Origin of the sequence: Nisaea sediminum (assembly GCF_014904705.1) — a bacterium.
In the GTDB taxonomy this organism is placed as follows: Bacteria; Pseudomonadota; Alphaproteobacteria; order Thalassobaculales; family Thalassobaculaceae; genus Nisaea; species Nisaea sediminum.
Map to the genome: position 1 here is coordinate 17,255 of NZ_JACZCQ010000003.1, position 24,122 is coordinate 41,376.

The 24,122-nt window shown below is 63.5% G+C and carries 24 protein-coding genes and 2 riboswitches; of the genes, 13 read left to right on the forward strand and 11 right to left on the reverse strand.

The window, feature by feature from the left end; all coding sequences use genetic code 11:
• Window positions 1-35: 35 nt before the first annotated feature.
• Genes IG122_RS05045 through cysG form a run of 4 tightly spaced genes read right to left on the reverse strand, consistent with a single transcriptional unit; the run spans window position 36 to window position 3,988 of the window.
• The gene (locus IG122_RS05045; protein ID WP_193181095.1) at window positions 36-596 is read right to left on the reverse strand and encodes a DUF934 domain-containing protein; all 561 of its coding nucleotides are present in this window, start codon (window positions 594-596) and stop codon (window positions 36-38) included.
• Window positions 583-2,238 (reverse strand): nitrite/sulfite reductase, encoded by a 1,656-nt coding sequence (locus IG122_RS05050; RefSeq protein WP_193181097.1) that lies wholly within the window; start codon window positions 2,236-2,238, stop codon window positions 583-585. The genes IG122_RS05045 and IG122_RS05050 overlap by 14 nt, the downstream gene beginning before the upstream one ends.
• A gap of 16 nt (window positions 2,239-2,254) precedes the next feature.
• Window positions 2,255-2,566: a DUF2849 domain-containing protein gene (locus IG122_RS05055; RefSeq protein ID WP_193181099.1), complete on the reverse strand. Its 312-nt coding sequence runs from the start codon at window positions 2,564-2,566 to the stop codon at window positions 2,255-2,257.
• A 12-nt stretch (window positions 2,567-2,578) separates the two neighbouring features.
• A complete protein-coding gene (cysG, locus tag IG122_RS05060; protein WP_193181101.1) occupies window positions 2,579-3,988 on the reverse strand; it encodes a siroheme synthase CysG in 1,410 nt (469 codons plus the stop codon).
• An 82-nt stretch (window positions 3,989-4,070) separates the two neighbouring features.
• Window positions 4,071-4,145, reverse strand: a riboswitch (SAM riboswitch).
• A gap of 146 nt (window positions 4,146-4,291) precedes the next feature.
• Here cysG and IG122_RS05065 point away from each other — a divergent pair.
• The 9 genes from IG122_RS05065 (at window position 4,292) to IG122_RS05105 (ending at window position 15,211) form a co-directional block, all read left to right on the forward strand.
• Window positions 4,292-4,741, forward strand: coding sequence for an Lrp/AsnC family transcriptional regulator (locus tag IG122_RS05065; protein WP_193181102.1), 450 nt, complete (start codon window positions 4,292-4,294; stop codon window positions 4,739-4,741).
• A gap of 253 nt (window positions 4,742-4,994) precedes the next feature.
• Window positions 4,995-6,098, forward strand: a complete 1,104-nt coding sequence (locus tag IG122_RS05070; protein ID WP_193181103.1) for a TRAP transporter substrate-binding protein — start codon at window positions 4,995-4,997, stop codon at window positions 6,096-6,098.
• Window positions 6,099-6,173: 75 nt separating this feature from the next.
• Window positions 6,174-7,235, forward strand: a complete 1,062-nt coding sequence (locus tag IG122_RS05075; protein WP_193181104.1) for a TRAP transporter small permease subunit — start codon at window positions 6,174-6,176, stop codon at window positions 7,233-7,235.
• 24 nt (window positions 7,236-7,259) lie between these two features.
• A complete protein-coding gene (locus IG122_RS05080) occupies window positions 7,260-9,923 on the forward strand; it encodes a TRAP transporter large permease subunit (protein WP_193181105.1) in 2,664 nt (887 codons plus the stop codon).
• A gap of 216 nt (window positions 9,924-10,139) precedes the next feature.
• The gene (locus IG122_RS05085; RefSeq protein WP_319024816.1) at window positions 10,140-10,970 is read left to right on the forward strand and encodes a DeoR/GlpR family DNA-binding transcription regulator; all 831 of its coding nucleotides are present in this window, start codon (window positions 10,140-10,142) and stop codon (window positions 10,968-10,970) included.
• The gene (locus IG122_RS05090; protein ID WP_193181106.1) at window positions 10,967-12,037 is read left to right on the forward strand and encodes an ABC transporter ATP-binding protein; all 1,071 of its coding nucleotides are present in this window, start codon (window positions 10,967-10,969) and stop codon (window positions 12,035-12,037) included. Before IG122_RS05085 ends, IG122_RS05090 begins: the two co-directional genes overlap by 4 nt.
• Before the next feature lie 104 nt (window positions 12,038-12,141).
• Window positions 12,142-13,428: an ABC transporter substrate-binding protein gene (locus IG122_RS05095; protein WP_193181107.1), complete on the forward strand. Its 1,287-nt coding sequence runs from the start codon at window positions 12,142-12,144 to the stop codon at window positions 13,426-13,428.
• A 74-nt stretch (window positions 13,429-13,502) separates the two neighbouring features.
• Entirely contained in the window at window positions 13,503-14,384 is an 882-nt protein-coding gene (locus IG122_RS05100; RefSeq protein WP_193181108.1) for a carbohydrate ABC transporter permease, read from the forward strand.
• Window positions 14,381-15,211, forward strand: coding sequence for a carbohydrate ABC transporter permease (locus IG122_RS05105; RefSeq protein WP_193181110.1), 831 nt, complete (start codon window positions 14,381-14,383; stop codon window positions 15,209-15,211). The genes IG122_RS05100 and IG122_RS05105 overlap by 4 nt, the downstream gene beginning before the upstream one ends.
• Here IG122_RS05105 and IG122_RS05110 read toward each other — a convergent pair whose 3' ends face one another.
• From IG122_RS05110 to IG122_RS05120, 3 genes are all read right to left on the reverse strand, one after another.
• Complete coding sequence (locus IG122_RS05110; protein WP_193181112.1) at window positions 15,212-16,648, reverse strand: FAD-binding oxidoreductase; 1,437 nt, start codon at window positions 16,646-16,648, stop codon at window positions 15,212-15,214.
• 62 nt (window positions 16,649-16,710) lie between these two features.
• Window positions 16,711-16,968 (reverse strand): hypothetical protein, encoded by a 258-nt coding sequence (locus tag IG122_RS05115; RefSeq protein ID WP_193181114.1) that lies wholly within the window; start codon window positions 16,966-16,968, stop codon window positions 16,711-16,713.
• Window positions 16,969-17,001: 33 nt separating this feature from the next.
• A riboswitch (cobalamin riboswitch) is annotated at window positions 17,002-17,198 on the reverse strand.
• A gap of 36 nt (window positions 17,199-17,234) precedes the next feature.
• Window positions 17,235-17,672, reverse strand: coding sequence for a YaiI/YqxD family protein (locus IG122_RS05120; RefSeq protein WP_193181116.1), 438 nt, complete (start codon window positions 17,670-17,672; stop codon window positions 17,235-17,237).
• Between the two features lie 103 nt (window positions 17,673-17,775).
• Between IG122_RS05120 and IG122_RS05125 the strand changes: the two genes are divergently transcribed.
• A complete protein-coding gene (locus tag IG122_RS05125) occupies window positions 17,776-19,005 on the forward strand; it encodes a CoA transferase (protein ID WP_193181118.1) in 1,230 nt (409 codons plus the stop codon).
• A complete protein-coding gene (gene kynU / locus IG122_RS05130) occupies window positions 19,002-20,246 on the forward strand; it encodes a kynureninase (protein ID WP_193181120.1) in 1,245 nt (414 codons plus the stop codon). The genes IG122_RS05125 and kynU overlap by 4 nt, the downstream gene beginning before the upstream one ends.
• On the opposite strand, the gene map is transcribed toward kynU, so the two are convergent.
• The 3 genes from map to IG122_RS05145 form a co-directional block, all read right to left on the reverse strand.
• The gene (map, locus tag IG122_RS05135; RefSeq protein WP_193181122.1) at window positions 20,243-21,004 is read right to left on the reverse strand and encodes a type I methionyl aminopeptidase; all 762 of its coding nucleotides are present in this window, start codon (window positions 21,002-21,004) and stop codon (window positions 20,243-20,245) included. The two genes, kynU and map, sit on opposite strands and share 4 nt — an antisense overlap.
• Complete coding sequence (locus IG122_RS05140; RefSeq protein ID WP_193181124.1) at window positions 21,001-21,213, reverse strand: ParD-like family protein; 213 nt, start codon at window positions 21,211-21,213, stop codon at window positions 21,001-21,003. The genes map and IG122_RS05140 overlap by 4 nt, the downstream gene beginning before the upstream one ends.
• Window positions 21,214-21,285: 72 nt before the next feature.
• Window positions 21,286-21,969 carry an ArsR/SmtB family transcription factor gene (locus tag IG122_RS05145; protein WP_193181126.1) on the reverse strand — a complete coding sequence of 228 codons (684 nt, stop codon included), beginning with the start codon at window positions 21,967-21,969 and terminating at the stop codon, window positions 21,286-21,288.
• 71 nt (window positions 21,970-22,040) lie between these two features.
• On the opposite strand from IG122_RS05145, the gene IG122_RS05150 reads away from it, so the two are divergent.
• Window positions 22,041-22,370, forward strand: a complete 330-nt coding sequence (locus IG122_RS05150; protein ID WP_193181128.1) for an NIPSNAP family protein — start codon at window positions 22,041-22,043, stop codon at window positions 22,368-22,370.
• Window positions 22,367-22,714 carry an antibiotic biosynthesis monooxygenase family protein gene (locus IG122_RS05155; protein WP_193181130.1) on the forward strand — a complete coding sequence of 116 codons (348 nt, stop codon included), beginning with the start codon at window positions 22,367-22,369 and terminating at the stop codon, window positions 22,712-22,714. The genes IG122_RS05150 and IG122_RS05155 overlap by 4 nt, the downstream gene beginning before the upstream one ends.
• 3 nt (window positions 22,715-22,717) lie before the next feature.
• Here the strand turns inward: IG122_RS05155 and paaK are convergent, their stop codons facing one another.
• The gene (gene paaK, locus IG122_RS05160) at window positions 22,718-24,031 is read right to left on the reverse strand and encodes a phenylacetate--CoA ligase PaaK (protein WP_193181139.1); all 1,314 of its coding nucleotides are present in this window, start codon (window positions 24,029-24,031) and stop codon (window positions 22,718-22,720) included.
• Window positions 24,032-24,122: the final 91 nt, after the last annotated feature.

A 24,122-nucleotide genomic window follows, 5' to 3' on the forward strand; every position in this document is an offset into this window, starting at 1 on the left:
CGCCGAGGCAATTGGGTGGAGCGCCAAATCCCGCTTCAGTAGGCCCAGCTCGCGAGCACGGCAGGCTCGACGCGGCTGTAGGCGCCGCCAAAGCCGTCGTTCCGGGCGACCTTATCTTCCGACTTCCCTTCCGGGATCGCGAGGGCCGGCTGGTAAAAGCCCTTGAAGCGCTTGTGCGCCCGCATCCAGGCATCGAGAAGCTTCTCGTCCTTCGCCTCGACGGCATCCACGCCGCAACGCTGCAGGAACAGAAACTGATCCTGGATCACATGCCCCGTCGCACGAATTTCACCCTTGAAGTCGAGGCGGTCCCGCAGCAGACGGGCCTGGGAAAAGGCACGGCCATCGTTGAATTTCGGGAAAACGAGGATCACGGCGTCGATGAAATCGAGATCGTCCGCGATCTCCTCGACCGCGTCCACATTCTCCAATCTGACGGCCCGGCGCTCGAAATTGGCGATCAGCGTCTCCCGTCCGGCCGTCCATTCCGCGAGGCCGACGACAACCGGCGTGTCGCGGGAAAGCGCGCTTGAGTCCGTCTCCGCGAGCGAGACCCAGATATTCTCCTCGATCCGGCCATTCCTAATGATTGGCATAGAGAGTCTCCTTGAAAGGTTCGATGCCGACCCGCTTCACGGTGTCGATGAAAAACTCACCCTGTTCCCGGATCTTCCGGAAGGTGGCGATCAGGGTGTCGATGGCGTCGACCACCTCTTCCGCCGGGAAGGACGGGCCGAGGATCCGGCCGATGGCCGCGTTCTCGTCGGCGATTCCGCCGATGGTGATCTGGTAATGCTCGACGCCTTTCTTATCGACGCCGAGGATGCCGATATTGCCGACATGGTGATGCCCACAGGCATTGATGCAGCCGGAGATGTTCAGCGTGATCGGGCCGATCTCCGCCTGCAGTGCCGGGTCGGCGAAATGCCGGCTGATGCGCTGGGCGATCGGGATCGCGCGGGCATTGGCGAGGTTGCAGTAATCGAGACCCGGGCAGGAGATGATGTCCGTGATCAGGCCGACATTGGCATCCGCCAGCCCGTGCGTGCCGAGCTCATGCCAGAACCGGTGCAGGTCCTGCTTGCGGACGTTCGGCAGAACCACGTTCTGCTCGTGCGCGATCCGGAGCTCGCCGAGAGAATAGCGCTCGGCGAGATCGGCCAGAGCCTCCATCTGTGCTGATGTGGCATCGCCCGGCACACCGCCGGCCGGCTTCAGCGATACCGTAACGACGGCATAGCCCGGCTGCTTGTGCGGGAAGAGATTGGTCCGGGTCCAGGCCGAGAAGGCCGGATCGGTGAAGCGGGCCGCATCGAAGGAGACTACCGGCTCGGCGATCTCCTCGTAGGCGGGCGGTGCGAAATGCCGCTCGATCTCGCGGATCCGTTCAGGCTCCAGGGTCAGCACGCTGTCGCGGATCGCCTCCCACTCCTCCTCCACCATCTCGGCGAACTTCTCGATGCCGACGGCGGCGACCAGGATCTTGATCCGGGCCTTGTAGAGATTGTCGCGGCGGCCGAGCAGGTTGTAGGTCCGGAGGATCGCCTCGAGATAGGAGAGCAGGTGCTGCTTCGGCAGGAACTCGCGGATCGTCTCGCCGACGATGGGCGTCCGTCCCTGCCCGCCTCCGACGATCACCTCGAACCCGGTCTCGCCGTCCTCGTTGCGGCGCATGCGGAGGCCGATATCGTGCAGCTTCACCGCCGCCCGGTCATGCTCCGAGCCGGTAATGGCGATCTTGAATTTGCGCGGCAGGAAGGTGAATTCCGGATGCAGTGTCGACCATTGCCGCATGATCTCGGCCCAGACGCGGGAATCCTCGATCTCGTCGGCGGCGACGCCGGCGAACTGGTCCGCCGTCACGTTGCGGATGCAGTTCCCGCTGGTCTGGATCGCGTGCATCTCGACATCGGCGAGCGCGTCCAGGATGTCCGGCACGTCGTCCAGCTTGATCCAGTTGTACTGGATGTTCTGCCGGGTGGTGAAATGTCCCCAGTCGCGGTCCCAGCGCTTGGCAATCACGCCGAGCTGGCGCATCTGCTTCGCATTCAGGGTGCCGTAGGGGATCGCGACCCGCAGCATATAGGCATGGAGCTGCAGGTAGAGCCCGTTCATCAGCCGGAGCGGCTTGAACTCGTCCTCGGTCAGTTCGCCCGCGAGGCGGCGCGCGACCTGATCGCGGAATTCCGCGGTCCGGTCCCGGAGGAAGGCATGGTCGAATTCGTTATACTGATACATCTCTCGATATCCGGGCTCAGCGGAGCGGTGTGGTTTCGGGGAGATCGGTGCCGACAGTCGGGCCCGCGGCGCGAATGATCTCGCGCTGGCTGATCGGCGAGATCCCGCGGTCGGAAACGGCGACTGCGAAGAGATAAGGACCGACGATCTTCTGCTGCTTCATCGCGAGACCGGCGCGTTCCTCGAGCCGGATCGCCGCCTCCTCGCTCTCGGCCACCTCGGCATCGTGCAGACTGAGCACCCAGTCGTCGTCCGCCGCCAGATAGACGACGGCGCCGTCGCCGAGCCTGTTCGCGGTCATGATCTGCTTCTCGAACTTCTTCTTCATCTCATTCGTTTCCTAGACAGCGAGGCGGCGATGCCCGGCATCGGCCGCCTCGAAAATCTCTCCGTCGGCAAGCGCCGCTACGTCACCGATCACGATCAGTGCGGGGGCTTCGACTTTTTGCTCCTCGACCAGACGCGCCAGTCCGCCGAGCTGCGCCTTGAGGACGCGCTGCTCCGGCAATGTCGCCTTTGCGATCACCACGACCGGCGTCGAAGCGGCGCGACCGGCAGCAAGGGCGTCGGCCATGATCCGGGGTGCTGCGCCGAGGCCCATATAAATGACCAACGTGCCCTTCGGGTCGGCCAGCAGATGGTGGTCGAAGTCCGAGAGGCCGTTGCGGTCATGTCCGGTCAGGATGGTCAGGCGGTTGGCGTGATCGCGGTGGGTCAGCGGCAGGCCGGCGACCGAGGCAGCACCGAGCGCCGCGGTGACACCCGGCACCACCTCGACCGCGATGCCGCGCGCCTTCAGATAGGCCAGCTCCTCCCCGCCCCGTCCGAAGATGAAGGGATCGCCACCTTTGAGGCGCACCACGCGGCGCCCGGCTTCCGCATGTTCAGCCAGAAGCGCGTTGATCGCGTCCTGGCTCCAGGACTGCCGTCCGGCACGCTTCCCGACATCGATACGCAGCGAGTCCCGCCGGACGTAATCCAGCATTGTCGGGCCGATCAGCGCGTCATGAACAATGACGTCCGCGTCCTGCATCAGCCGCAAAGCTTTCAGGGTAAGAAGGTCCGGATCGCCCGGTCCCGCTCCGACAAGCGCGACGGAGCCGGACGGGGCGGACTGCGCGCCGCCGTTCACCAGGCGGAGCATGGCTTCGCGTGCCGGCTTCTCGCGCCCCTCAAGCACATCTTGCGCAACCGGCCCGTCGAAGAACCGCTCCCAGAACAAGCGTCGCCCGGCTCCCTCCGGGACGGCAGCCGATACGGCGCCCCGGAAACTTTGCGCAAATCTGGCGAGCACGCCGAGGCGGACCGGAAGCAGGCTTTCGATCTTCTCGCGGATGCGCCGTACCATGACGGGCGCCGCTCCCTCGCTGCCTATGGCGATGACGATCGGGTCGCGGTCGACGATACCCGGGATGATGAAGGTGGAAAGCTCCGGACGGTCGACGACGTTTGTCGGAATGCCCGTCGATCGGATCCGGTGTGCCACGTCCTTGATCTCGAGAGCTTCGGCATCGCCGACGATCGCGAGACGGACGCCGTCCAGATCGCGGTCCTCGAACCCGCGGCGCAGCAACTCGATCCTTCCTGATTCAGCCAATGCTGAAATCTCGTCGTTCGGAGCGGCACTGACCACGCGGATGCGAGCCTCTGTCCTCAGCAGCAGCCGGAGCTTGCGGGCAGAATCCTCGTTTCCGCCGACAAGAAGCGCCCAATGACCGGAAAGATCAGTGAATATCGGCAGGTATTTCATCGGCGGGGATCCGCAGAAAGGTTGGCAGTTCCGAGATGCGACCTCATGGCCGGCTCCATTCCGTTGTCACGAAAGGGCCCACGGGGATCATCCCGTGGCGCTTTAGCGGTTTCGTTCGCGGCCGCAAGCTGCCCTTCAAATCGCCGCGCCCCCGTTGCCGGGTGGAGAGAGTGTTGAACTCTCAACGCCTCTGAAATATCATTATTTTTCCCATATCGACAATATTGCCCCCTCAAATAGAACGGATCGTTCTCATGGAGCTAAAATGAAGACGGTCTTTGTCAGGAAATTGGAAAATCAAGAATGGATGACATGGACAGAAAGATCCTGCGCCTCCTGCAAGAGGACAGCAGCATCTCGGTTTCCGATATCGCGCGGCAGGTCGGGCTCTCGGCTTCGCCCTGCTGGAAGCGAATCAATCGGATGCAGGTCGACGGCCTGATCAAGCGCCAGGTCGCTGTTCTGGATGCGGACAAGCTCGGTTACGGACTGACCGTCTTCGTCAGCATCAAGACGGGAGAACATTCGGCCGACTGGCTGCAGACTTTCGCCGACACGGTTCAGGCGATGCCGGAAGTGCTCGAATTCCATCGCATGGCAGGCGAAGTTGACTACCTGCTCAAGGTCGTTGTTCCCGACATGAAGAGCTTTGACCAGTTCTACAAGAAACTCGTCGAACTGACCGCACTCAGCGAAGTCACCTCGCGCTTTTCAATGGAGACGATCAAGGAGACCACAGCGCTCCCGGTCTGAGCAGAAACCGGATTCGAAGGCATTTCGGAAGTTCAAAACCGCAAAATTTGACATTTTCGAACCCGCACAAGGGGGGTCTGAGCAAATTTATGCCGCATTGCGGTATTTATGGAGATGAATGGTTGCCAAATCCGAAATTCGAACGCACAAATTTCGGCGAGCTGTGAATAGACACTTGTAAAGAGTGCGGTCAGTGGCTTCACTCTGCGATCTGTTCGCAACTGAAGAAACAATCTTACCAGGGAGCTTCGCAATGAAACGTCGCGACTTTATTACCAAGGCTGGGCTGGCCGGTGTCGGTGGTGCCGCCGCTGCTGCGGCATCGTCCTTCCCGAAACCGTCACTCGCGCAAGAGCGCATCGAGATGGTCATCGTCTCGAGCTGGGGCCGTGACTTCCCGGGTCTGGGCACCAACGCTCAGCTGCTGGCCGAGCGCATTCAGGAAACCTCCGGCGGCCGCATCCAGGTGCAGTACTTCGCCGCCGGCGAGCGCGTCGGCGCGTTCGACGTGTTCGACGAAGTCGCCTCCGGCAACGCGCAGGCCTATCACTCCGCCGATTACTACTGGAAAGGCAAGCACCCGGCCTGGGCCTATTTCACTTCCGTGCCGTTCGGGCTGACCTTCAGCGAAATGGCCGCGTGGGTCCATCACATGGGCGGTCAGGAACTGTGGGACGAGCTGGCCTCCGACTTCGGCCTGAAGTGCCTGCCGGCCGGCAACACCGGCGTGCAGATGGGCGGCTGGTTCAACAAGGAAATCAACAGCGCCGACGACCTCAAGGGCCTGAAAATGCGTATTCCTGGCCTCGGCGGCGACGTCATGGCCAAGCTGGGCGCTTCCCCTGTGTCCCTGCCGGGCGGTCAGATCTACGAAAACCTGGTGTCCGGCGCCATTGAGGCGACCGAGTGGGTCGGTCCGTGGAACGACTATGCGATGAAGTTCTACGAAGCCACTAAGTACTACTACTTCCCGGGCATGCACGAGCCGGGCGGGCCCGACTCCCTCGGCATGAATGCCTCCTGGTGGGGTTCCCTGACCAAAACCGATCAGGCGGTCATCCGGTCCGTCGCGATGCAGACCAACGACTGGATGATGGCGGAATACAACGCCAAGAACGGTGAATATCTGCGCAAGCTGATCGACGAGCACGGTGTCGTCGTCAAGGAATTCAACGACGACGTCTATGACGCCTTCGGCACCGCGGCCGACGAGGTCTTCGAAGAGACCCGCCAGCACAGCGATCTCGCCAACCGTGTCCATGAAGGCTTCCTGAAAGCCCGCTCTGAAGCCGGTGGCTGGCTGAAGCTCGCTGACGTCGGTTACTCTCAGAAGCGCAACCGCGTTATCGGCCTGTAATCGCCTAAACACCGCAAACGATAGAGACGGGATCGCCACGATCCCGTCTCCTTTCTTGAAAGAAGACTTCAGGACATGATCGGATCGGCTTCGGGGGCATCGATGGGTGCCGCGGCGGCGTCTGGATATCAGACGCCCGTTTCTGCTTTTGCTCGCATCTTTTGCTGGACCGCAGTCAGCGCAACACTCGTCTTCGCGCTGAACAATTACCTCATCTTCTGGCTGGACTGGCCGGGTATGGTGACCTTTCTCGGTCATCTGGGCTTGCTTCCGGCCTTTGCTCCACAGAGCCCTCTGGAGAGTACCGCGACGATACTCGGCGCGGTGCAGACCCTCTCCTATCTGGTTTGCGTCGGCGGAGCCGTCCTCTACACGATACGCACGCCGGACAGGCTCTTGAGAAGCGACTCCGAAGCCATGGTTTCGATCTCCGCCTATATTATCAGGGCTTCGTTCTGGGCGGTCATCTTTGTCGGACTCGCAGATGTGATGATCTCGTTCCTGCGCGTCGAAGGCCTGCTTCCTTTTCTGATCGGCGATGACATAACGACAGCACTCGGCCGCCCGCAGTTCAGAGGCGCCTACGTTCACATTCCGCTGGTGCTCGCCGGCTGCGTGACGGCGGCCTTTTCCCGCTCGCTCGGATTCACCTGGCTCGCCCTGCTGGTTGTCGCCGCCGAACTCAGCATCGTGCTGAGCCGCTTCATCTTCTCCTACGAACAGGCCTTCCAGGGCGACCTCGTCCGCTTCTGGTACGGCGCGCTTTTTCTCTTCTCCAGCGCCTATACTCTCTATGAAGACGGACATGTCCGCGTCGACGTGCTCTATGCCGGTCTCACGAGCCGCATGAAGGGTCTGGTCAATATCTGGGGCTCTTTGGTTCTCGGAATGTCGCTTTGCGTCACAGTCCTAGCCATCGGCATGGCAGGCAAGAGTTCGATCATCAACAGCGCGTTGCTGAGTTTCGAAGTCTCGCAGTCCGGCTTCGGAATGTATGTGAAATATCTGATGGCGGGCTTCCTCGGGATCTTCGCGATCACGATGATGATCCAGTTTGCCGCCTACATTCTCGAAAGCCTTGCCGACTATCGAGACGAACCCGGCAAGCGCAAAATCGCCGAAGCCTCAGCCCACTAAAGATCTGAAGAGCGAACCCGACTGATGGAACTCGTATTCCTCCTCCTGCTTGTCGCGATCATGGCAAGCGCCCTTGCGTCCGGCTTTCCGGTCGCCTTCGCGCTGCCCGGATCAGCCATCATTACAATCGGTCTGGCGGCCCTGACAGGCGAGATCTTCGCCGGCGATGCGGCCGCCTATTTCGCCCAGGGCGGACCGATGAACTGGCTGACCGCAGGCGTCACGAACTTCCGCGGTGTCTACTGGGAGGTCGAGCGAGATACGCTGATCGCGATCCCGCTCTTCGTCTTCATGGGCATCATGCTGCAGCGTTCGAAGATCGCCGAGGACCTGCTGGTATCCATGGCGCAACTCTTCGGTCCGATCCGCGGCGGTCTCGGCATCTCCGTCGTCTTCGTCGGCGCGCTGCTGGCCGCGACGACGGGCATCGTTGGCGCTACCGTGGTGGCGATGGGCCTGATCTCGCTTCCGGCTATGCTGCGCAACAATTACTCGCACTCTCTGGCGACCGGCACGATCGCCGCCTCCGGCACGCTCGGACAGATCATCCCGCCGTCCATCGTTCTCATCATCCTCGCCGACCAGCTGGCCAGCGCCGTCGACCAGGCGGGCATGGCGCGGACCGCCTACTTCAAGGAGATGACCGGCGAGTTCACAATGCCGAGCTCCTTCGGCGTCAGCTCCACGAGCGCCGGCGACATGTTCATGGGCGCCCTTCTTCCGGGCCTGATCCTCGTCGGTCTCTACATGGCCTATATCCTGATCATGGCCTTCTTCCGGCCGTCGATCGCTCCGGCCGTGCCGTTCGAGGGCAAGTACGACCGCAAGTTTGCAATGCGTGTCGTGCTTTCGCTGGTACCGCCACTGACCCTCATTTTCGTGGTCCTCGGCTCGATCATCATGGGCATCGCGACCGTGAACCAGGCAGGCGCGATCGGCGCGGTCGGGGCCATGGTTATGGCAGGCTACCGGCTTTATGATGGGCGACCGGGTGCTTTCTATCCGGCAATCCTCGCAATGGGCTCACTCGTGACCGTCCTGGTGCTGACCAGCGTTCACCCGATCAACATCCGCGCGCTCCACACCACGGCTGATCTTGTCGCCATGCTGATCGCGATCGCAGCCGTCATTGTCTTCCTCGTGGCGATCATCTGGAGCGGCTGGCGTGCTTTCGTCACGGACGACACCCTGCGCGGCGTGATGGTGGAAACGGCAAAGACGACGGCCCTCGTCTTCATCATCCTGCTCGGAGCGGCGATGCTGACCGCCGCGTTCCGCGCTTTCGGCGGGGAAGAACTCGTACGCGAGTTCCTGACCAGCCTGCCTGGCGGTTTCTGGGCCCAGTTCATCATCGTCATGGCCGTCATCTTCATTCTCGGCTTCTTCCTCGACTTCATCGAGATTGCCGTCGTCGTGGTGCCGATCGTAGCGCCGATCCTGCTAGCCGACCCGTCCGCGAACATCACCGCCGTCTGGCTCGGCGTGATGATCGGCCTGAACATCCAGACGTCCTTCCTCACGCCGCCATTCGGCTTCGCGCTGTTCTACCTGCGCGGTGTCGCCCCGGCCGCGGTCAAAACCCTTTCGATGTACAAGGGCGTGATTCCCTTCATCAGCCTCCAGCTCTTTGCGCTGTTCATCGTCGGCGTGACGCCGCAGCTGGTGAACTATCTGCCGAACCGGATGTCGCTCACCGCCGAAAGCGCGCCGCCGCCGAAGAATCCGCGGCTGCAAAATTGCATCGAAGACTACGTGCTGGCGACCTTCCGCAAAGACGGCGACCAGATCCGCGCAGCCATCACCGATGCGAAGACCTGGGACATCTCGTACCTGCCGAAGTCCGTTCAGAACGACCTGAAGAAGAGCTTCGATGCAGCGGAGAAGTCATTCCCGGCTCTCGAAGAGGCGTTCGCCACCTCGGCGGCCATCGAGGAAGCGGCAAAGACCTACCGCCCGCTTCATGTGGAGGTCCGCGCCACGCAGCGCGAAATCGCCAAGCATGTCGCGGAAATCAAGGAACTCGAGGACAGACTGGAGCTGCTCAGGCACTCCAACGGAGAGCAGCTCGATGCGGCCGAAAAACTGTCGGCCAGGATCGAGAAGCTGAAAGCCGAACAGGTCGAGCTAGAAGCAGAGATCCCGTCCAATTGGGAACCGGACCACAAGGCCTTCACCAAGGTCCTGAACGCCGAGAAGAAAGCCCGTCTGACCTATCGCCGGACCGTCGATACCGGCTATGAGACGGTCGCAAAGCTGCAGGCCACTCTGCACGATACCGACGCGCTCGCAGCCCTGTCCGGCGCCATCGAAGGCCTGACGGACCCGATCACGAACCTCGATCCGAAAGATGCCGAAGAGGCGATCAAGGAAGTGGAGGCCAGGATCGGTGAAGTCGTCGAGGCCGGTTCCATCCGCTCTGCTGTCGCCAAGGCGCGGCGTGCCTTGCGGAACAAGACACCCGACAGGGAAAAGGCGCTGGAAGAACTCCAGGACGCCCTCAAGATCTACCGGGAAGAGCTTGCCTGGCGCCAGCAGGCGAAGACCGCCATCGGTGCGAAGCTCGACCAGTACGAAGGTGCGATCCGTAACACGATCGGCCTCCGGCTGCTTGAGCGGCTGCCACGCGATATCGCGCTCGACGTCGCGGCATGTCAGTCCAGTCACGTGGACATCTCGCTCTACTTCTAGTCGAACCCGACTATCGGTTCGGACGAAAGCCGGAGGCCAAATGGTCTCCGGCTTTTTCGTTTCCGCTCCCCTTCCTGGACTTGCAACTGTCACGAACAGGTTTCGAGCGAGCTCTCTTCGTTACCGAACTGTCAAAAAACGAACATTAATTCCGTAACAGACGCCCAATAGCCTTCGCTTCGCATTCATTCGAACATCACATGCGAAGGCGATCCCGTGGCTGCCAGCATCTCTTCCAACGCGTCCAAGCGCCGCGCCGAAATCACCGAAATGGTCCGGGCCGCCGGCTACCAGTCCATCATCGATCTGGCCGAGCGTTTTGCCGTCACCGAGCAGACAATCCGCCGGGACGTCAACCAGCTCTGCGACAGCGGTCTGCTGCGGCGGCGCCATGGCGGGGTCGAACTCCCCTCGCCCAACGCGAATATCGATTACGACCAGCGCATGATCCTGAATGCCGGCGCCAAGGCGCGGATCGCCGCCGCGGTCGCCGCGCGGATTCCCGACGGCGCCTCGGTCGCGGTCAGCATCGGGACGACGCCGGAGATGGTGGTCCGCGCGCTGCGTTCCCATAACGGTCTCCGGGTAGTCACCAACAACATCGCCGCCGCCCTTGCCGCCAGCAGCAATCCCTCCTTCGAGGTCACGATCGCGGGCGGCCGCATCCGTCCAGAAGGCCGCGACGTGCTCGGCCAGCAGGTCGAGCAGTTCTTCTCCGCCTACAAGGTCGATTTCGGGCTTTTCGGCGTCGGCGGCGTCGATCCGGACGGCAGCCTGCTCGACTTCACCGAGGACGAGATCCGCGCTCGCGAGGTCATCAGCCAGAACTGCCGCACCAAGGTCGTGGTGCTCGACCATACCAAGTTCGGCCGCGCCGCCTATGTCCGCGGCGGACACATTGCCGACCCCGACCTGGTCTTCTGCGATGTCGCTCCACCAATGGGGATCGCGGAGATGATCCGCAATGCGGGACATGAGCTCGTCATCGCCAGCGAGAGCGATGCCGCCCTCTCGCTACTTCCGGGCATGGCGGAAGCCGGAGAATGAGCGGGATCGTCGTCAACGGACTGAGCAAGCGCTGGGGCGAAACCGCGGCGGTGCGCGAGGTCTCCTTCTCGGTCGAGCCGGGGAGCTTCGCCGTCCTGCTGGGGCCGTCCGGCTGCGGGAAATCGACCCTTCTGCGCCTGATCTCCGGCCTGGAAAGCGCGAGCGCCGGCAGCATAATGATCGGCGGGAAGGACGTCACCACGCGTCCGCCGGCGGAACGCGATCTCGCCATGGTGTTCCAGTCCTACGCCCTCTTCCCGCATCTGAGCGTCGCCGAAAACATTCTCTTCGGGCTCAAAGTCCGGAAGGCGTCAAAGGCGGAGCAAGCGGATCGTCTCTCGCGGGTTGCCGACCTGATCGGCCTCAGCCAGCTTCTCGAACGCCGTCCGAGCCAGCTTTCCGGCGGGCAGCAGCAACGCGTGGCGCTCGGACGGGCGATCATTGCCGAGAAACCCATCTGCCTGATGGACGAGCCGCTCTCCAATCTCGATGCCAAGCTCCGGCACGAAATGCGGGTCGAAATCCGCGCCCTGCAGCGCAAGCTCGGGATGACCATGCTCTATGTCACCCATGACCAGGCCGAGGCCATGGGCATGGCGGACCGCATCATCCTGCTGAAGGACGGCGCGATCGAGCAGGACGCGAGCCCGGTCGAGACCTACGGCCGCCCGTCTACGAGCTTCGCCGGCCGTTTCATCGGCACGCCGCCGATGAACGTTCTCGCACTCTCCTGGCGGTATGGAGGCGTCTGCATCAAGGGCACCGAAACCCCGCTGCTGACAGGCCTGCCGGAACACGAGCTGGCGCTCGGCATCCGTCCCGAAGACATTTCCATCGACGCCACCGGCCCGGTCCGGGCAGCGGTCGAATCCATCGAATATCTGGGGGCCGACACGCTTGTCGACTGCCGAATTGGCAGCGAGCGGCTGACCGTGCGCACCCGCAGCGCCGATGGCATCGCGCCCGGGAGCGCGATCGGCCTCTCCTGGCCGCGTGCGGCGCTTCACCTGTTCGACGCCGCGTCGGGGACCCGGCGCGACGACCTTCTGACCGGCGCGGAAGGATAGCGCGAACGCCGGAACGGAATTGGTGTCCCGCACGTGCGGGTCATCCGTAAGTACCGGGCGGCTACCGTCCGGAACCCAGTTTGAGACATGAGGAACTGATAGCGATGAACTTCTCTAAGAAACTCGGGATCGGCGCCGTCGCGGTTGCGATGTCGCTCTCCATGGCCGGCGCGGCTCACGCCGTCGATCTGCAGTTCTATTTCCCGGTCGCGGTCGGCGGCAAGGCGGCCGACACGATCGAGGCGCTGACGAAGGAATATGCCGCCGCCCATCCGGACGTAAAAATCGACCCGGTCTATGCCGGCAGCTACCAGAACACCATCACCAAGGCGCTGACCGCGGTGAAGGGGGGCCAGTCGCCGCAGCTCTCGGTGATCCTCGCGGTCGACATGTTCACCCTGATCGAGGAAGACGCGATCGTTCCGTTCGAAGACCTGATCAAGACCGACGCCGACAAGGCATGGCTGAATTCCTTCTATCCGGCCTTCATGGAAAACAGCCAGACCGGCGGCAAGACCTACGGCATTCCGTTCCAGCGCTCGACCCCGGTCATGTACTGGAACAAGGAAGCTTTCAAGAAAGCCGGCCTCGATCCGAACACCCCGCCGGCGACCTGGGCTGAACTGGTCGAGTTCGGAAAGAAACTGACCGTCAAGGACGCCTCCGGCAAGATCACCCAGTGGGGGGTGCGTATTCCGAGCTCCGGTTTCCCCTACTGGCTCTTCCAGGGCCTCAGCACCCAGAACGACGTGATCCTCGCCAACAGCGACGGCAACAAGACCAACTTCGCCGATCCGAAAGTGATCGAGGCGGTGCAGTATCTCGTCGACCTCAGCGCCAAACATGAGGTGATGGCCCCGGGCATCATCGAGTGGGGCGCCACGCCGAAGGCCTTCTTCGAAGGCGAGTCCGCGATCATGTGGACCACGACCGGCAACCTGACCAACGTCCGCGCCAACGCGCCGTTCGAATTCGGCGTCGCCATGCTCCCGGCCAACAAGCGCCGCGGCGCACCGACCGGCGGCGGCAACTTCTACATCTTCAAGGACTCGACCGACGAGCAGAAGGCGGCCTCCCTCGACTTCATCAAGTGGATCTCCGCCCCGACGCAGGCGGCCAAGTGGTCGATCGCGACCGGCTATGTCGCGCCGCGGCCGGACGCCTGGGAGACGCCGGAGATGAAGGCCTATGTCGCCGACTTCCCGCCGGCGCTTGTCGCCCGCGACCAGCTGCAATACGCGGTGGCCGAGCTCTCGACCTACCAGAACCAGCGCATCACGACGATCTTCAACGACGGCCTTGAGGCCGCCATCACCGGCAAGATGACGCCGGAAGAAGCCATGAACGATGCGCAGCAGAAGGCGGACAAGATCCTCAAGGATTACCGCTGACACTCCGGGACCCGGCGGCGGGCATCGTCCCGCCGCCGGTCTTTTTTTCCGTCTTACCGAAAGCACGACGCCCGATGGGGCCGCTCGCCAACCGGACCTGGGTCCATGCCTGGCTCTTCCTCAGCCCGGCGGTGATCCTGCTGATCGCCTTCACCCACTATCCGGCCGCGGTCACCTTCTTTCACAGCTTCTTCTCGACGCCCCGCGGCAAGCGACCGGCCAAATTCGTCGGGCTGGAGAATTACGAGACGCTGCTCGCCGACACGACCTTCTGGAAGGTGCTCGGTAACAATCTCTGGTACGCGCTCGGCACCATTCCGGCCTCCGTCGCCATCGCCATCCTCATGGCGCTCTGGGTCGACAGCAAACTGAAGGGCCGCAGCTTCGTGCGCATGGCCTATTTCACCCCGACCGTGCTGCCGCTGATCGCCGTCGCCAATATCTGGATGTTCTTCTACACGCCCGGTTTCGGCCTGATCGACCAGATCACCGGCTTCTTCGGCTTTTCGCAGCATAACTGGCTCGGCGATCCCGCAACCGCGCTGAACGCCGTCATCGTCGTCGCGGTCTGGAAGGAAGCGGGCTTTTTCATGATCTTCTACCTGGCAGCGCTGCAGACCATCCCGCTCTCGCTGCGGGAAGCGGCGGCCATCGAGGGCGCCGGGCGCTGGTATTTCTTCCGCCGCGTCACTTTCCCGCTGTTGATGCCGACCACGCTCTTCGTATCGGTCAACGCGGTCATCAATTCCTTCCGTCTGGTTGACCATATCTTCGTCATGACCGAGGGCGGACCGGACAATGCGAGCTCGCTGCTGCTGTTCTACATCTACGAGACCTCGTTCCGCTTCTGGGACACGGCCTACGCCTCGACCCTGACCGTCGCCCTCCTCCTCCTGCTCTTCGCGGTCGCCATCGGCCAGTTTCTCCTGCTCGACAAACGGGTGCATTACCGATGAGCGCGTTCCGCCTCTCCGGCTTCGACTACGACCGCGCGCTGAACACGGCGGGCGCTTGGGCGCTCGCGCTTCTCTGGTTCGCGCCGCTGATCTACGCCTTCTGGACCGCGTTCCATCCGGGGGAATATTCCACACGCTTCGAGCTGACGGCGCCGCTGACGCTGGAGAATTTCGTCGCGGCCTGGAACGCCGCGCCCTTCGCGCGCTATTTCCTCAACACCGTGCTGCTGGTGACCTCGATCCTGATCGGGCAGTTCGTGCTCTGCACCCTGGCGGCCTTCGCCTTCGCCCGCTTCGAGTTCCGCGGCCGCGACACGGTCTTCGTGCTGGTGCTGTTGCAGCTTTTGGTGATGCCGGACATCCTGATCGTCGAGAACTACCGGACCATGCGGGTCCTCGGCCTGCTCGACACCATTCTCGCCATCGGCCTGCCCTACATGGCCTCGGCCTTCGGCATTTTCCTTCTGCGGCAGACCTTCAAGACGATCCCGAAGGAACTCGACGACGCGGCCCGGGTCGAGGGCGCCGGGTTCCTCACGATCCTGCTGAAGGTCTATGTCCCGCTCGCCAAGCCGACCTACCTCGCCTACGGCCTGGTCTCGGTCAGCCACCACTGGAACAATTTCCTCTGGCCGCTGATCGTCACCAACTCGGTCGAGACAAGGCCGGTGACGGTCGGACTCAGCGTCTTCTCCTCGACCGACCAGGGGATCGACTGGGCGATCATCACCGCGGCGACGCTGATGACCTCCGGCCCGCTGCTGATCGCCTTCCTCCTGTTCCAGAGGCAGTTCGTCCAGAGCTTCATGCGGGCCGGGATCAAGTGATCAGGGAATGACCTTCCCCGGATTCATCATGTTCTTCGGGTCGAGTGCCTGCTTGACCGCCTTCATCAGGGCGATCTTCGAGGGCGAGCCATACTTGATCAGATAGGGAAGCTTCTCGGATCCGATGCCATGTTCAGCAGAGAAACTGCCGCCAAGCGCAAGCGCGGTCTCGTACATCCGCGCGGTCAGCTCGGGTTTCTTCTCTTCCCACTCGGCATCGCCGACGGAAGCAGGCTTGCGTGCGGTGTAATGAATATTGCCGTCGCCCATATGCCCAAAGCAGTTGAAGAGCAGGCCCGGCACGCATTCACTCATCGCCGCCTGCGACTGCTCAAGATAATCGGCGACGCGGGAGACCGGGACCGAGACGTCGCCGGCGATGCGGGGCGTGCCCTCGCGCTTGCCCGCCTCGGCCTGCTCCTCGCGAATGCGCCAGAGCTCGCGGCGCTGGCTTTCGCTCTCGGCGATCACCCCGTCGGTCACCCAGCCCTGCTCCATCGCTTGGCTGAAGATCGCCTCCAGCTTGCCCCGAAGATCGTCGAGCGGCGACGGCGTGCCCATCTCGATCAGCACGTACCAGGGCGATGGCTCTGTGAGCGGGTCGGCAATGCCGTCGATATACTTGATCGCCATGTCGAAAGAGGCGCGCGGCATGATCTCGAAGGCGAGGATGGTGTCCCCCGAGAGCTCGCGCGCCGAGCCCAGAAGCTTCTGCGCCTCGCGCGGGGACGGCACGGAGAGCATCGCTGTCTCGCGCACCCGGGGCAGCGGCATCAGGCGGAAGGCGGCGGCGGTGACGATGCCGAGCGTGCCTTCGGCGCCGATGAAGAGCTGCTTCATGTCGTAGCCGGTATTGTTCTTGCGCAGCGTCTCCAGCCCGTCGAAGACGGAGCCGTCCGCCAGCACCGCCTCGATGCCGAGGATCTGCTCGCGGGTATTGCCGTATTTGATCGTGTTGTTGCCGCCGGCATTGGTCGAGAGCGTGCCGCCAACCGTGCTCGAGCCTTCGGAGGCGAGCGAGAGCGGGAAGAGCCGCCCGGCCTCGGCCGCGACCGCCTGCATGTTCTGGATCACGCAGCCGGCCTCGGCGACCATGGCGTAATTGTCCGGGTCGAGAGTGCGCACTGCCGTCAGCCGGTCGGTCGAAACGACGATGGTCGGCCGCTTCTCGGTCGGCACGGAACCGATGGCGAGGCCTGTATTGCCACCCTGCGGCACGATGCAGATCCCGGCCTTGACCGCCGCCTTCACGATCGCCGCCGTCTCCTCCGTCGAGGACGGTCGGGCCACGCCGAGCGCCTCGCCCTCCGGCGCGCCGCGCCAGTCGGTCCGGTATTTCAGCGTGTCGCTCGGATCCTCGAGCCAGCCTTTCGGGCCAAGCACGGACCGGATCTCGGCAAGCGCCGCGTCGATGGACTGGGGTGTCTGATCGTTCACCCGCTCTCTCCCATTGAGAAAAATTCAGCCGGGAGGCTAGCAGCGAACGGACGGGGCGCCAATCAGACCGGCAATCGGTTTATGGAACTTCTCTCTGTCACTTCCAGCCGCTGTGCGGCGCCGAAGAGCACACCGATGCGCCGCGCCGCCTCCTGCATGCCGCCGGCGAAATCCTCCCGCGAGGTCTCCGCCCGCACCATGGAGAGGGACCGGGAAAGCGTCCGGTCGTCTTCCGCGACGCTCAGAAGCGTCAGGATCAGGGTTGCGAGATCGCGGTCGGCTGCATCGTCGGCCGGAATTTGGGTGGATAGTCGGGTCATCTAAACCTCCTCCGGTGCACCCCGCCCGGGTAAAAATGGGACACAGCGTTGGCAGGTTTCCTGACTCCCGGCTCCTCGATCCAAACCGCCTTCCCAGCCTTGATGAGGCCAGTGGCATTCCCGGTCGGATCTTGCCGGCTACAGTTGCGGGGGCAGTCCCGGATTTGCCGCTTGGGAGGCGCACCGGATTCCCTTTCGTCCCGAAGGACACCAACAATGCGAGGCTCGTTTTTCGGCGCGCTTCTGTCAAGCGCTGCGATGCAGCATCAGGCCCGCAGCATCCGCTCGAGCTCGCGGATGAAGGATTCCCGGTCCCTTTTCGAGAAGGCCGGGCCGCCGCCTGAGACCTCGCCCATGGCCCGGAGGTCCGACATCAGATCGCGCATCGCCATCGCCATGCCGATTCCCGCTTCGGTGAATTCCCGCCCGCCATGGCCGAGCGCCTTGGCGCCCGCTTCGATGGCGCGCCTGGCGAGCGGAATATCGCCGGTAACGACGATGTCGCCCGGCTGCACCCGCTCGGCGATCCAGTCGTCCGCCGCGTCGAACTTGTCCGAGACCAGGATGTTCTTCACGTTCGCCCGGTCGCCTGTACGGAAACCCCGGTTGCTGACGATGTAGAAAGTCGCTTCCGTGCGGTCGGCAATCGCCAGGATCTCGTTCTTCACCGGACAGGCGTCGGCATCGACATATACAGACTTCATTTCGGACAGACTTCTTTCCGGTTTGGGCCTCTTTGGCGCCGCCCCAACCGTGCTAGGGTCGGCGCCAATTGCATTCCTGACGAAACAGACCCAAGAAACACGGATGTACAAGCTCCTTCAAGATCTGACGGTGGTCGAGGGCGCCTCCTTCATCGCCGCCCCCTCCTGCACCCTCAACATGCTGCAGATGGGCGCCACCGTGATCCGCTTTGACGCGATCGGCGGCGGGCTCGATTACCGGCGCTGGCCGAAGGCACCGAACGGCGCGAGCCTTTATTGGGAGGGACTGAACAAGGGCAAGAAATCCGTCGCGCTCGATCTCCGCAATCCGGAGGGCCGGGAGCTGGCGCTGCGCCTTGCGACGGCGCCGGGCGAAGGCCGGGGCCTCTTCGTCACCAACTACCCGGTTTCGGGATTCCTCTCCCACGAGGCACTGAAGGCGCGGCGCGAGGATATCATCAGCCTCCGGGTCATGGGCTGGGCCGACGGGACCCAGGGCGTCGACTATACCGCCAATGCCGGCGCCGGCTTCCCGCTGATGACCGGCGAGCCCGGCCTGCCGGGCGAGAAGCGGCCAGTGAACCACGTGCTGCCGGCCTGGGACCTGATCGCCGGTGCCAATGCGGCCTTCGCACTGCTCGCCGCCGAGCGCGCGCGGCAGAAGACCGGCGAAGGGGCGGAGATCCGCCTGCCGCTCGGGGACATCGCGCTTTCCACCCTCGGCACGCTCGGCCAGGTCGCGGAGGTGATGACCGAGCCGGAGGACCGGCCGAGCTACGGCAACGACGTGTTCGGCGCTTTCGGCCGCGATTTCAGGACCGCCGACGGCCGCTACATCATGCTGGTCGCACTCTCGCCGAAACAATGGACCGGCCTGCTCGCCTCCCTCGGCATCGAGGCCGAGATCGCCGCCGTCGAGACGGAGACCGGAATCAGCTTCGCCAAAGATGAAGGCCTCCGCTTCGAGTATCGCGCCAAGATCAATCCAGTCGTCGAGACGGCCGTCGCCGCCGCCACGCTTGAGGAGCTGGCGCCGCGCTTCCGCGAGCACGGTGTCTGCTGGGAGCCCTACCGCACCGTCCGCGAGGCGGTCGCGAGCGACCGGTTCAAGGAAATGGGCAAACCCTATCACGAGGTCACCCACGGCAGCGGCCTCACCTACCCGACCTCCGACACGCCGATCGATTTCCACGGCCAGGCGTCCGATGTCCCCACGGCCGCCCCCCGCCTCGGCCAGGACACGGACGAGGTGCTGGCCGATTTCCTGGGCATGGGCAGCGGCGAAATCGGCCGGCTGCACGACCAGGGCATCGTCGCAGGAGCTGAATCATGACCGCGCTTGAACGCAGCACTCTGGCGGCACGCGACGCCGCCGATCCGCTCGCCCGTTTCCGCGTCCTCTTCGAGCTGTCGGAAGGCGTGCTCTATCTCGACGGCAATTCCCTCGGCCCCCTGCCCCGGATCGTCCGCGAGCGCGTTGCGAAATGCGTCGCGGAGGAATGGGGCGACGGCCTGATCCGGAGCTGGAACGATGCCGGCTGGGTCGACCTGCCGACCAGAGTCGGGGCGAAGATCGGTATGCTAATCGGCGCCGAGCCCGAGAGCGTGGTCGCGAGCGACTCCACCTCCGTGAACCTCTTCAAGGTGCTCGCTGCCGCCCTCGCGCTCCGGCCGGAGCGGAAAGTGGTGGTCTCGGAGAAGAGCAACTTCCCGACCGACCTCTACATGGTCGAGGGCCTTAGCGAGCTGCTCGGCCAGGGCCACGAGCTCCGTCTCATCGAAGATCCCTCGGAGCTTCCCGCCGCACTCGGCGAAGATGTCGCCGTCGTGATGCTGACCCATGTGAACTACCGCAGCGGCTATATGCATGACATGGAGACAGTGACCGCCTCGGTGCACGAGGCTGGCGCGCTCGCGATCTGGGACCTCGCCCATTCCGCCGGCGCCGTGCCGGTCGACCTCTCGGGCGCGAAGGCCGATTTCGCCGTCGGCTGCGGCTACAAGTATCTGAACGGCGGGCCTGGTGCGCCGGCTTTCATATATGTCGCACCGCGCCATCAGGAGACCGCGCGCCAGCCGTTGACCGGCTGGTTCTCGCACAAGGCTCCCTTCGCCTTCGACCATCGTTTCGAAGCGACGGACGGGATCAAGCGCTTCCTCTGCGGCACCCCGCCGGTCCTGGCGATGACCGCGCTCGACGCGGCGCTGGATCTCTGGAGCGAGGTCGACATGAGGGTGCTTCGGGAGAAATCCGTCGCCCTGACGGAATGTTTCATCGAGCTGGTCGAGGAGCGCTGCGCCGGACTAGGCCTCACTCTCGCCAGCCCGCGCGAGGCGGAACGGCGCGGAAGCCAGATTTCCTTCGCACACGAGAACGGTTACCCGGTGATGCAGGCGCTGATCGCCCGCGGCGTGATCGGCGATTTCCGCGCGCCGGACCTGCTGCGCTTCGGCTTCACGCCGCTCTATACGCGATTTGTCGATGTCTGGGATGCCGCGACGATCTTGGAAGACATTCTCCGCACACGTTCATGGGACCGGCCGGATTTCCATGCGCGGGCAGCGGTCACCTAGGCCGGTTCGCCCGGGCGCAGGGTCAGAACGGAAACGCCGGACGCGGTGACCGCAACCGTATGTTCGAACTGGGCCGAAAGCGAGCCGTCGCTTGTCACTACGGTCCAACCGTCATCCTCGGTTTTCACGCTGCGCCGCCCCCGATTGAGCATCGGCTCGATGGTAAAGACCATTCCCTCGCGCAACGCGAGGCCGGTGCCGGGTTTCCCGAAATGCAGTACCTGCGGTGCCTCGTGCATCTCGCGGCCGATGCCATGGCCGCAATACTCATGCACTACCGTGCAGCCGTTTCTCTTGGCATGCCGCTCGATCGCCCAGCCTATATCGCCCATCCGTGCTCCGGGCCGCACCGCATGGATGCCCTTCCACATCGCTTCGTACGTGACCTGCACCAGCCGCCGTGCGGCCGGCTTCACCTCGCCGACGAGATAGGTCTTGCTGCTGTCCGCGATATAGCCGTTCTTCTCCAGCGTAATGTCGAAATTGACGATGTCGCCGTCGTTGAGAACGTCCTCCGCCGAGGGCACGCCATGGCAAACCACCTCATTCACCGAAGCATTCAGCACGAAACCGTAGCCGTACTGCCCCTTGCTCGCCGGCCGGGCATCGAGCTCATCGACGATGAAGCGCTCGACCATGTCGTTGATTTCGAGCGTGGAACGGCCGGAGAGCGGCGTCCGGTCCAGCAGCTCGAACACGGAGGCCAACAGCTCCCCGGAGACCGCCATCATTTCCAGCTCGCGCGGGGTCTTCGTCATGCCTCGTTCACCGCCAGCGGCGGAGCCGCGACGCCGGCGGCGCTCATTTCCCGCTCCATGATTTCAGCAAAGGTCAGCGTCGGATTGCTCTCGGCGAGCATGCCAACCTTGATCCAATAGGCGGCCTGCGCATTGATCGACCGGCAGGAGACCTTGCTCGCCCGGCGCAACAAATCATGCAGATCGTCGTCTATATTTACGATGCCCATAGAGCGCTCCGTATATGATACATATATGAACCATATACAAAAACGAATGGGAGGCCAAGAGCGGGTCTCATTTTAGGCCGCCGGAAACATCTCCAGAAATCTCCGCTCGCCCTCGCCCGTGAAACTGACGATACGTGTACCGTCGACACGCTTCGCCCAGCCGAGATCGTAGAACCGGTCGAGCAACGCCGTGCCGAGTGCACCGGCGAGGTGCGTCCGCCGCATGCTCCAGTCGAGGCAGGACTTGCAGAGCGGACGACGGAGCGAGGTCAGCGCCGAAAGATCGATGCCAAGGGTCGAGACGAAGCTCTCTCCCTCGTCCGTAAGCGAGACGTCCTCGCCCTCTTCCACCACCAGGCCGCGCGCCGCCAAGCTGTCGTACATGCGCACGCCGAACTCTCCGGCGAGATGGTTGTAGCAGACCCGGGCCTTACGGAGCGCCGGGTCGCGCGGACCGGTACGGGCGCGCATGTGGCCGCGCTTCGCCGCGAGCCCCATCATCGCCTCCAGCAGATTGCCGACCTCGTCGTCTGCAAGGGCGAAATAGCGGTGCCGTCCCTGCTTGCGCTGGATCAGCAGCCCGGCGCCCTCGAGCTTGGAGAGATGGGAACTGGCCGTCTGCGCGGTGATTCCGGCCTCGGCCGCGAGCTCGCTGGCGGTCAGCGCCTTGCCGCTCATCAGCGTGGTCAGCATGTTGGCCCTGGCAGGGTCGCCGATCAGCGAGCCGATGAGGGAGATATCGGGTCCTTCTTTCATACTTCGATCTTAATCGAAACATGAAAGGTCGACAATATGGAAATCTCCGCCGATCAGAAACGGAGGACCACATGCTGACCTGCTTCATCCGCTATCATATCGACCCGACCAAGAAGGCCCAGTTCATCGAGTATTCCCGGAACTGGGGCGAGGCGATCCCGCGCTGCGGCGCCGACCTGATCGGCTATTTCGCCCCACACGAGGGCTCCACCACCCTCGCCTACGGTGTCTACAACGTCGAGAGCCTGGCGGAATACGAAGCCTACCGGGCTCGTCTCGCCGCCGACCCTCTTGGCCGCGAGAACTACGAATTCGCCCAGAAGGAGCGTTTCCTGCTGCGCGAGGACCGGACCTTCCTTATCAATGCGTCGAACCCGGTCAAAAAGGGAGATATGCCGTGATCGCCGTCATCTTCGAAGTCGAACCCTATCCGGAATACAAGGACCGCTATCTCGAGATCGCAGCCAGCATGCGCAAGCTCGTGGAACAGGTGGACGGCTTCATCTCCGTCGAGCGCTTCGCCAGCCTCACGAACGAAGGAAAGCTGGTCTCGCTCTCCTTCTTCCGCGACGAGAAGGCGGTCGAGGACTGGCGCAAGCTGGTCGCCCACCGCGGCGCGCAGGCGGAAGGGCGCAGCAAGCTGTTCAAGGATTACCGGCTGCGTGTCGCCTCCGTCCTTCGGGACTATGGAATGAACGAACGCGACGAGGCCCCGAGCGACAGCCGCGAGACCCACTCAGGCTGAGCCTCACTCCGCGCGGCGCTTGTCCACCACGCGCCGCGCCTTGCCCTGGGAGCGCTCGACGCTCCCGGGCTGCCCGACGACCACCTTCGCACTGACCCCGATCACGCTCTTGATGTGGTGCGCGAGTTCCCGCGCGCTGGCGGCGGCATGTGCCTCCTCGCCGGCCGCGGACGAGACCGCCTCACAGAGCACCGTCATGGTGTCCATGCGGCCTTCGCGGGTCAGCTCGATCTGGTAATGCGGCGCGAGCCCGTCGCATTTCAGCAGCTGCTCCTCGATCTGGGTCGGGAACACGTTGACGCCGCGCACAATCATCATGTCGTCCGCCCGGCCCGTGACCTTCTCCATCCGCCGCATGGTCCGCGCCGTTCCCGGCAACAGCCGCGTCAGGTCACCGGTGCGGTAGCGCACCACAGGGAACGCTTCCTTGGTGAGCGAGGTCAGCACCAGCTCCCCGCGCTCGCCCTCCGGCAGAACCTTTCCCGTCGCCGGGTCGATCACTTCCGGATAGAAGTGATCCTCCCAGATATGCAGCCCGTCCTTGGTCTCGACGCATTCGTTCGCGACGCCGGGGCCGATGATCTCCGAGAGCCCGTAGATATCGACCGCATGCATGTCGAACGCGTCCTCGATCTCCTTGCGCATCGATCCGGTCCAGGGCTCCGCTCCGAAGATCCCGACCTTGAGTTTGGTGTCGCGCGGATCGATCCCCTGGGCGCGGAATTCATCCAGGATGGAAAGCATGTAGGACGGCGTCACCATGATGATGTTGGCGCCGAAATCCCGGATCAGGGTGATCTGCCGCTCCGTCATTCCGCCCGACGCCGGGACGACGGTGCAGCCGAGCCGCTCCGCGCCGTAATGCGCGCCGAGACCTCCGGTGAAGAGCCCGTAGCCGTAGGCGACATGCACGACGTCGCCCGCGCGACCGCCGGAGGCGCGGATGCTGCGCGCCATCACTTCGGCCCAGACGTCGATATCCTTCTTCGTGTAACCGACAACGGTCGGCTTGCCCGTGGTGCCCGAGGACGCGTGGATCCGCGCCAGTTTCTCGCGCGGCACGGCGAACATACCGAAGGGATAGTTCTCCCTGAGCTCCGCCTTCCGGGTGAAGGGAAAGCGCGCGAGGTCGTCGAGGGAGAGGATTTCCTCCGGATGGACGCCTGCCTCCTCGAACTTCCGGCGATAGACCGGAGAATTCTCGTAGGCATGGCCGAGGCTCCATTGCAGCCGGCCGAGTTGCAGTGCCGAGAGCTCGTCACGGCTCGCCCGCTCGATCGGATCGAGCTCGTGTTTCTTCGGTGCCAGATTCAGCACGCGTTCCTCCCCTCCATGGAGCGGCGCACGATAGCGGCGCCTGTTTATCTTTTGCCGGAACGTTAGTGCGGCCTTGTCGCGGCTGCAATCG